Source organism: Gemmiger formicilis (genome assembly GCF_016900095.1).
GTDB lineage: Bacteria > Bacillota > Clostridia > Oscillospirales > Ruminococcaceae > Gemmiger > Gemmiger formicilis_A.
This window is the reverse complement of sequence record NZ_JACJJP010000053.1, coordinates 1-7,633: the sequence shown is the minus strand read 5'-3', so window position 1 is coordinate 7,633 and position 7,633 is coordinate 1. Positions and strand designations below refer to the sequence as shown.

Sequence of the window (7,633 nt, the reverse complement as noted above, 5' to 3'; positions counted from 1 at the left end):
GTGCGGGGGGGCGGGGTCTGGGTTCGGGGAGGCTGGTATTCCTCCGCCCGGATCCAGTCTTCTTCCAACCCGTCGGGGTCATATTGGGCCGGGCGCACATCGTTGCCGCCCTGGCGGGGGGTGTAGGGGGCGCGGTAGTACTCCCGGGGCGAAGTTTCGTCGCCGGGCTGTCCCACACGGCGCACCCCGCCCGTGCCGGGAGAATGGATCTTGCGGCCGGCCTGTTTGCGGGGGTCCTGTTTGTAGCCGCCGTAGCCGCCTTCCCTGTTGGGCATATGCGCCCCTCCTTCCCTGTTGAATAGGCTGTCCGATTTTGTGGTATCAGATTGATTATACCACACATGCCCCGGCAAAAACAGGCCCGCCCGAAAGTTTTGCCCGCCAGGCTTGACACCGGCCCCGGGCGATGTATAATAAGCTTTGTTATAATAAGTATACTTAGTATTGAGGTACACCGATGGAACCGCTGCACTACCTGCTGATGAAAACCCAATCCCAGCTCCACCGCCAGATCATGGCCCAGGCCGCCGACCTGGGGCTTTCGCCGGGGCAGCCCAAAATTCTGGAATGTCTGTCCGAATGCGGCGAATGCAACCAGAAAACCATTGCCCGCTACTGCGAGATCGAACAGGCCACCGTGGGCAGCATCCTGCTGCGGATGGAGCGGGACGGCCTGGTGCGCCGCACCCAAAAGGACGGCAACCGCCGGGCGCTGTACGTCTCCCTCACCGACCGGGGACGGCAGGCCGCTTTGCAGGTCCAGCAGATTTTCCAGCAGTATGACGCCCGCGCCGTCTCCGGGCTGAGCACGGAGGAGAGCCTGCTTCTGAATCAGCTTCTGCAGCGGGTGTACGATGCCATCTCCCAACCGGAAAGGAAGTCTTTTTGATGAAAACCGTCCCCAAACATATGCTGCGCCGCTGCCTGCTGCTGGTGGTGGGCCTGGTGATCATGGCCTTCGGCGTGGCCTTTTCCATCAAGGCGGGGCTGGGCACCTCCCCTATCTCCAGCCTGCCTTATGTGCTGAGCCTGCTGCCCCTGCACCTGACCGTGGGCACCGCCACCATCGCCATGCATGTCACTCTGATCATCCTGCAGATCCTTTTGCTGCGCCGCCGGTACGACCCCTTCCAGCTGGCCCAGCTGCCGGTGGCGTTGGTTTTCGGCAGCCTGACCGATTTCAGCGTCTGGGCGCTGCAGGACATCAACGTCAGCGCCTACCCCGCCCGGTGGGTGCTGTGCATCATCGGCATCCTGCTGGTGGGTGTGGGCGTCAGCTTTGAGGTAACCGCCAACGTGGTCACCCTGGCCGGTGAAGGCATGGTCCTGGCCGTGTGCAAGGTGTTTCCGGTACCCTTCGGCAACGCCAAGATCGGCTTTGACGTGACCCTGGTGGTCATTGCCAGCGTGCTGTCCCTGTTGTTTCTGGGCGGACTGTACGGCGTGCGGGAAGGCACCGTGGCCGCGGCTTTCTGCGTGGGACTGGTGGCCCGGCAGGTCAACCGGCCCATGCGTCGGTTTGCCCAGCGCTTTCTGGATTAAGCTTTACATACTGCCGCTGTGCGCGGTCCCCTTTTGCGGGACCGCGCCTTTTTGTTGCCCAATTATGAACCTTTTGAAAACTTCGCCGTTTACACTTGACTTTATCAAGTTGTCGGACTATACTTGACCAAGTCAAGAAAGAGAGGTCCTGTTCCATGATGCAAACCCTGTCCTACTATTCCACCGTGCTCTACCGCGATTTTGCGGCCTACACCTCCCACCGGCTGCAGGAGCTGGGGCTCAGCCACGGGCTGATGTTTTTGCTGCTGTATGTGGGCAAGCACCCCGGCTGCACCCAGTCGGAACTGACCCAGGCCCTGGGCCTGGACTGGGGGTACGGCCAGCGCAGCACCCTGAAACTTACCGAGGACGGGTTCCTGTTGCGGGAAAAGGAGGGCCGCGCCTACCGCCTGCGGCTCAGCGACAAGGGGGAGCAGGCTTTCCGGGTATGCCACGAGGTCTTTTTTGACTGGGACCGGCAGACGCTGGAAGGACTTTCCGAAGACGAGCAGACCCAGCTGCTGGACCTGCTGAAGAAAATCAAGGAGAAGAAGGCGAATTCCAAGCTATGTACCAGACGATAAACTCCCCCGTGAACTACGGCGGGCTGACCTTAAAAAACCGCATTATCTTTGCCCCCACCTCCATGGGTGTGCCCACCCAGGAATGGCTGGCCCGGCTGCAGCGCATTGCCCGGGGCGGCTGCGCCATGATCATTCTGGGGGATGTGCCGGTTTTGCCCCACGGGTTCGGGCCTTCGCTGTACAGCAAAAAGGGCTTTGCCCTGTACAGGCAGGCCGCCGAGCTGGTCCACGCCGAGGGCTGCCTGCTGTGCGCCCAGCTGCACCAGTCGGATTCCGATTTCAAGGCGATGCTGAAGTACCTGCCGGGGTTTTTGTGCAAGAAGATCACGGCGGACGAGCTGCGCGCCAGGCTCAACGACGCCGCCGGGCCGCTGGTGACCCGGATGTCCCGGCGTAAGATCGAGAAGATCACCCGGGCCTTCGGGGAAGCGGCGGTGCTGGCCCAAAAAGCCGGGTTTGACATGGTGCAGGTTCACGGGGACCGGATGTGCGGCAGTTTCAGCTCCGACGTGTTCAACCACCGTACCGACGAGTACGGCGGCAGTGCCGAAAACCGGGCCCGGTTCGCGGTGGAGGCGGTGAGCGCCGTGCGCCGCCGCCTGCCGGACATGCCCATCGACTACAAACTGGCTGTGCGCCAGGCCAGCCCCGCCTACGGCCGGGCGGGGGTGGCCCAGGCGGAGCTGGCCGTCTTTGTGCCCTTGCTGGAGAAGGCCGGGGTGACCAGCTTCCATGTGACCCTGGCCGATCACTGCAACCTCAGCGATACCATCCCCCCGGCCAGCCACCCGGCGTTCGGGGCGGAAGGGTGTTTCCTGCATTTCTGCGACGAGGTCCGCGCCCTGACCCGCTGCCCGGTATGCGGGGTGGGCGGGCTCACCGACCCGGATTTCGTCGAAGCCCAGTTGGCCGCCGGCCGGGTGGACTGCGTGGCCATGAGCCGCCAGCTCATCGCCGACCCCGACTGGCCCCGCAAGGTGGCCGCCGGGCAGGCCGGAACCATCCGTCACTGTGTGCGCTGCAACCGGGAATGTCTGGGCGGTATGATGGCCCACCGGGGTGTGCACTGCATCTACGACCAAAACGAAAGGAAGTCCTGAAGATGAAATACTCCATTGTGTACAGCAGCCGCACCGGCAATACCCGCCAGCTGGCCGACGCCCTGCACGCTTCTCTGCCTGCCGAAGACTGCGTTTACTTCGGCACCCCCGCCCCCGAGGCCCTGGCCGCCGACCGGGTGTATGTGGGGTTCTGGACCGACAAGGGCAGCTGTGACGAAACGGTGGCCGCCTTTTTGCAGAGCCTGCCCGCGGGCAAGGAGGTCTATCTTTTCGGCACCGCCGGGTTCGGCGGGTCGGCCGTCTATTTTGACAAGATTCTGGACGCCGCGGCCGCCAACCTGCCCGCCGGGGTGCGGGTGGTCGGGCGGTACATGTGCCAGGGCAGGATGCCCCAGGCCGTCCGCACCCGCTACGAGGCCATGCCTGACAGCCCCCGCCGCCAGGCCATGCTGGACAACTTTGACGCGGCCCTGTCCCACCCCGACGCCGACGACCTGGACCGTCTGTGCCGGGCCGTGACCGCCGCCCTGTAACCCCAGCTCCGCCGCCCGGGTCCCGGGCGGTTTTTTGTTGTTTCCGGCCACGGATTTGTCATATTTATAGGGTATAATGCGGTAACCGACACAGAAAGAGCCGCAGGAGGGCAGGACTGTATGGCAAACACCACCAAGCAGGCGCTGGAGGCATCCTTGAAAAAGATGATGCTGAAAAAGCCCCTGGACAAAATCACCATCCACGACATCACCGACGACTGCGGGATCAGCCGCATGGCCTTCTACTACCATTTCAAGGACATTTACGACCTGGTGGAGTGGGCCTGTGTGGAGGACGCCGCCCGGGCCCTGCAGGGCAAAAAAACCTGCGATACCTGGCAGGAGGGGCTGGCCCAGATCTTTGAGGCGGTGCTGGAAAACAAGCCTTTCGTGCTCAACGCCTACCGCTGCATCAGCCGGGACCAGATGGAACGCTTTTTGTACAAGCTGACCTACGGGCTGATCCGGGGTGTGGTGGACGAAAAGAGCGAAGGGGTGGCCATTTCCGAGCAGGACAAGATTTTTATTGCCGAATTTTACAAATACAGTTTTGTGGGCATCATGCTGGACTGGATCCGCCAGGGCATGAGCGCCGACTACCACGAGATCGTGACCCGCATGGCCCTGACCATGCAGGGCAACATCGACAATTCCATCCGCAACTTTGCCGCCCGGTAAAGTTTGTTATACAAAAGGGGCCCGGTGATGAAAAACTGATCACCTGGCCCTTTTTGTCAATTGTAGGCCGCCGGGTTTCGGGGTACGCTATACCCACACCCAAAAAGAAAGGCGGTTTTGAATATGGCAAACAACTTTGTAAAACTGACGGCAGCCGCTGCCGGTCTGGCCGGCGCCGGGGCAGCCGTGGTCCTGGCCCGCAAGCACACCGCAGGCAAAAAGGCGGCACAGGCCCCCTCCGACTATCGCAACACCGAGCTGGGTATGCACAAAAAGAACAGCAAGGGCATCTACTATTCCAGCGGCAACTACGAGGCCTTTGCCCGCCCCGAAAAGCCCGCCGGCGTGGAGGAGAAGCATGCCTATCTGGTGGGCAGCGGCCTGGCATCCCTGGCGGCGGCCTGCTTCCTGGTGCGGGACGGGCAGATGCCCGGGTCCCACATCCACATCCTGGAAGCCATGGACGTGGCGGGGGGTGCCTGCGACGGCATCCACGACCCCACCCGGGGCTACATCATGCGGGGCGGCCGGGAGATGGAAAACCACTTTGAATGTCTGTGGGATCTGTTCCGCAGCATCCCGTCCCTGGAAACGCCGGGGGCTTCGGTGCTGGACGAGTTCTACTGGCTGAACAAGCACGACCCCAACTATTCCCTGTGCCGGGCCACCGAACACCGGGGCAAGGACGCCCACACCGACGGCCGGTTTGACCTGAGCCAGAAGGCCTGCATGGAGATTGTCAAGCTCTTCATGACCCCCGACGAGGATCTGTACGACAAGACCATCGAGGACGTGTTTGACGACGAGGTCTTCCACTCCACCTTCTGGCTGTACTGGCGCACCATGTTCGCCTTCGAGAACTGGCACAGCGCGCTGGAGATGAAACTGTATTTCCAGCGGTTCATCCACCACATTGCGGGGCTGCCGGATTTCAGCGCCCTGAAATTCACCCGCTACAACCAGTACGAATCCCTGATCCTGCCCATGCAGAAATATCTGGAAGATGCCGGGGTGGACTTCCAGTTCGGCACCGAGGTCACCAATGTGCTGTTTGACATCAAGGACGGCCGCAAGGTGGCCACCGCCATCGAATGCAAGGTCAAAGGGGTGGAAAAGGGCATCGTCCTCACCGAGAACGACCTGGTGTTCGTGACCAACGGCAGCTGCACCGAGGGCACTGTCTACGGCGACCAGGACCACGCCCCCAACGGCGACGCCGAGGTGCGCACCAGCGGCTGCTGGAACCTGTGGAAGAACATTGCCAAGCAGGACCCGGCCTTCGGCCATCCGGAAAAGTTCTGCTCCGACATTTCCAAAACCAACTGGGAGTCGGCCACCATCACCACCCTGGATGAAAAGATCATCCCGTATATCACCAACATCTGCCAGCGGGACCCCCGCAGCGGCAAGGTAGTCACCGGCGGCATTGTCAGCTGCAAGGATTCCGCCTGGCTGCTGAGCTGGACCATCAACCGGCAGGGGCAGTTCAAGGAACAGGACCCTGAAAAGGTCTGCATCTGGGTGTACGGCCTGTTCACCGATGTGCCCGGCGATTATGTGAAAAAGCCCATGAAGGACTGCACCGGCCGGGAAATCACCGAGGAATGGCTGTACCATCTGGGGGTGCCGGTAGATGATATTCCCGGACTGGCGGCCCACAGTGCCGTCTGCGTGCCCACCATGATGCCCTATATCACCGCCTTCTTCATGCCCCGGGCCAAGGGGGACCGCCCCGACGTCATTCCCGACGGCTGCGTGAACTTTGCCTTTCTGGGCCAGTTTGCGGACACCCCCCGGGACACCGTTTTCACCACCGAATATTCGGTGCGCACCGCCATGGAGGCGGTGTACGGTCTGCTGGGTGTGGACCGCGGCGTGCCCGAAGTGTGGGGCAGTGTGTACGACGTGCGGGATCTGCTGGAAAGCTCGGTGCGGCTGATGGACGGCAAGTCGCCCCTGGAGATGGAACTGCCCGGACCCCTGAATCTGCTGAAAAAGCCCCTGCTGAAAGCCGTGCAGGGCACCGTGGTGGAAAAGCTGCTGCGTGACCACCATGTGATCAAGGACGGCATGCTGTAAATTCCGATTTCTGCGCTCCCGTGGGTCCGCCCGACCCCGGGGGCGCTTTTTTCGGCAAAAACCGGAGGAAACCGCGGTTTCTTTACAAAACCGAAACAACCCAGCCGTATAATGGGCAACAAAAGGAGTGTGTTTCCCATGACCTGCGCCACCGCTGTCCGCCCTTCCCGCGTGTATACACCGCCCCGCACCGGTCTGGTGTGCGGCGGGGTCATTCTCTGCCTGGGGTTCTGCGCCGGGGTGTATTCCCTGTGCGGGGCCGATCTGTGGGCCGGTGCGCGGCTGCTGCTCTGCCTGGTGTTCTATCTGCTTGCCCCCGGGCTGGCCCTGGCCCTGCGCCTGGCCCCTCGGGGGCCCGGTCTGCGGCCACTGTGCACCCTGGTCTGCGGCTGTGCCCAGCTGCTGGTCTTCTATGTGGCGGCCATCCGCCTGGACTGGCTGCCGTTGCTGTATGTGGGGCCCCCAGCCCTGCTGGTCTGGATGGTGGTGCTGCATCTGCACCGGGAAGACCTGCCCCGCCGGGCGGCCGTGGGCATCCGGTACCTGTACCTGCTGTTCACCCGCCGGTGGGCGCTGGTGCTGCTGTGGGCGGTCCTGTGCGTTTTTTCGGCCTTGAGTTTCAGCGCCGTCAACCCCCATCCCACCGCCGCCGGGGCCATGGTGCCCAACCGGGACCTGTTGTGGAACGTGGGCAACGCCGAGGCCTTCCGCAAGGCTTTTCCCGCCCAGGATATCCGGTTTGCGGGGGTGCGGTTCTCCTACCATTATCTGACCGAGATGCTGGCCGCCGCTTTGTCCCTGGTCAGCGGGGCCTCCTGCTACGACCTGTTCGCCTTCTTTCTGCCCCCGGTGTTCCTGGCCGGGGAGATCGCCGCCCTGTACTGGCTGGGGCGTGCGCTATACAAAAGCAAAACTATTGCAAGTTTTATACCATTTGTATTGTTTTGCTTTCAGTGCGCCTCCCTGTGGAAGGTCTTCCGCACCGGGGACAGCATCTTCGGCAACACCATGCTGCGGCATCTGACCTCCAACATCAACGCCCAGGCCACCGCGGTGATTTTGTTCTGCGCCTTTCTGGCCCTGTTTGCCCGGCTGGGGGGGGAACGGTTCGGGGGCGGCGTGGGGCTGGGGGGGTTGTGTCTTCTGGCCTTCGCCC

Annotated in this window: 9 protein-coding genes; 8 read left to right on the top strand and 1 reads right to left on the bottom strand. The window is 62.4% G+C overall.

Annotation, left to right across the window (positions count from 1 at the left end; translation table 11 throughout):
* Positions 1–275 (bottom strand): hypothetical protein (locus H6B15_RS14875; RefSeq protein ID WP_204648793.1); only part of this gene is annotated, 275 nt, incomplete at its 3' end.
* A gap of 182 nt (positions 276–457) precedes the next feature.
* On the opposite strand from H6B15_RS14875, the gene H6B15_RS14870 reads away from it, so the two are divergent.
* The 8 genes from H6B15_RS14870 to H6B15_RS14835 all read left to right on the top strand — a co-directional run.
* Positions 458–889: a MarR family winged helix-turn-helix transcriptional regulator gene (locus H6B15_RS14870; RefSeq protein WP_204648792.1), complete on the top strand. Its 432-nt coding sequence runs from the start codon at positions 458–460 to the stop codon at positions 887–889.
* Positions 889–1,542, top strand: a complete 654-nt coding sequence (locus H6B15_RS14865; RefSeq protein WP_204648791.1) for a YczE/YyaS/YitT family protein — start codon at positions 889–891, stop codon at positions 1,540–1,542. The genes H6B15_RS14870 and H6B15_RS14865 overlap by 1 nt, the downstream gene beginning before the upstream one ends.
* Before the next feature lie 155 nt (positions 1,543–1,697).
* Positions 1,698–2,126, top strand: a complete 429-nt coding sequence (gene bilQ / locus H6B15_RS14860; protein WP_204648790.1) for a bilirubin utilization transcriptional regulator BilQ — start codon at positions 1,698–1,700, stop codon at positions 2,124–2,126.
* Positions 2,111–3,226, top strand: a complete 1,116-nt coding sequence (bilR, locus tag H6B15_RS14855) for a bilirubin reductase (protein WP_204648789.1) — start codon at positions 2,111–2,113, stop codon at positions 3,224–3,226. The genes bilQ and bilR overlap by 16 nt, the downstream gene beginning before the upstream one ends.
* 2 nt (positions 3,227–3,228) lie before the next feature.
* Positions 3,229–3,720, top strand: a complete 492-nt coding sequence (bilS, locus tag H6B15_RS14850) for a flavodoxin family protein BilS (RefSeq protein WP_204648788.1) — start codon at positions 3,229–3,231, stop codon at positions 3,718–3,720.
* A 120-nt stretch (positions 3,721–3,840) separates the two neighbouring features.
* Positions 3,841–4,398: a TetR/AcrR family transcriptional regulator gene (locus H6B15_RS14845; protein ID WP_204648787.1), complete on the top strand. Its 558-nt coding sequence runs from the start codon at positions 3,841–3,843 to the stop codon at positions 4,396–4,398.
* Between the two features lie 123 nt (positions 4,399–4,521).
* The gene (locus tag H6B15_RS14840) at positions 4,522–6,477 is read left to right on the top strand and encodes an oleate hydratase (protein WP_204648786.1); all 1,956 of its coding nucleotides are present in this window, start codon (positions 4,522–4,524) and stop codon (positions 6,475–6,477) included.
* 138 nt (positions 6,478–6,615) lie between these two features.
* A partial coding sequence (locus H6B15_RS14835) for a hypothetical protein (RefSeq protein ID WP_204648785.1) occupies positions 6,616–7,633 on the top strand: 1,018 nt, incomplete at its 3' end.

Excerpts from the sequence above, each read along its gene's own strand:
- H6B15_RS14845 (WP_204648787.1), top strand. The coding sequence starts at position 3,841 with ATGGCAAACACCACCAAGCAGGCGCTGGAGGCATCCTTGAAAAAGATG.
- H6B15_RS14840 (WP_204648786.1), top strand. The coding sequence starts at position 4,522 with ATGGCAAACAACTTTGTAAAACTGACGGCAGCCGCTGCCGGTCTGGCC.
- bilR (WP_204648789.1), top strand. The coding sequence starts at position 2,111 with ATGTACCAGACGATAAACTCCCCCGTGAACTACGGCGGGCTGACCTTA.
- bilS (WP_204648788.1), top strand. The coding sequence starts at position 3,229 with ATGAAATACTCCATTGTGTACAGCAGCCGCACCGGCAATACCCGCCAG.
- bilQ (WP_204648790.1), top strand. The coding sequence starts at position 1,698 with ATGATGCAAACCCTGTCCTACTATTCCACCGTGCTCTACCGCGATTTT.
- H6B15_RS14870 (WP_204648792.1), top strand. The coding sequence starts at position 458 with ATGGAACCGCTGCACTACCTGCTGATGAAAACCCAATCCCAGCTCCAC.
- H6B15_RS14865 (WP_204648791.1), top strand. The coding sequence starts at position 889 with ATGAAAACCGTCCCCAAACATATGCTGCGCCGCTGCCTGCTGCTGGTG.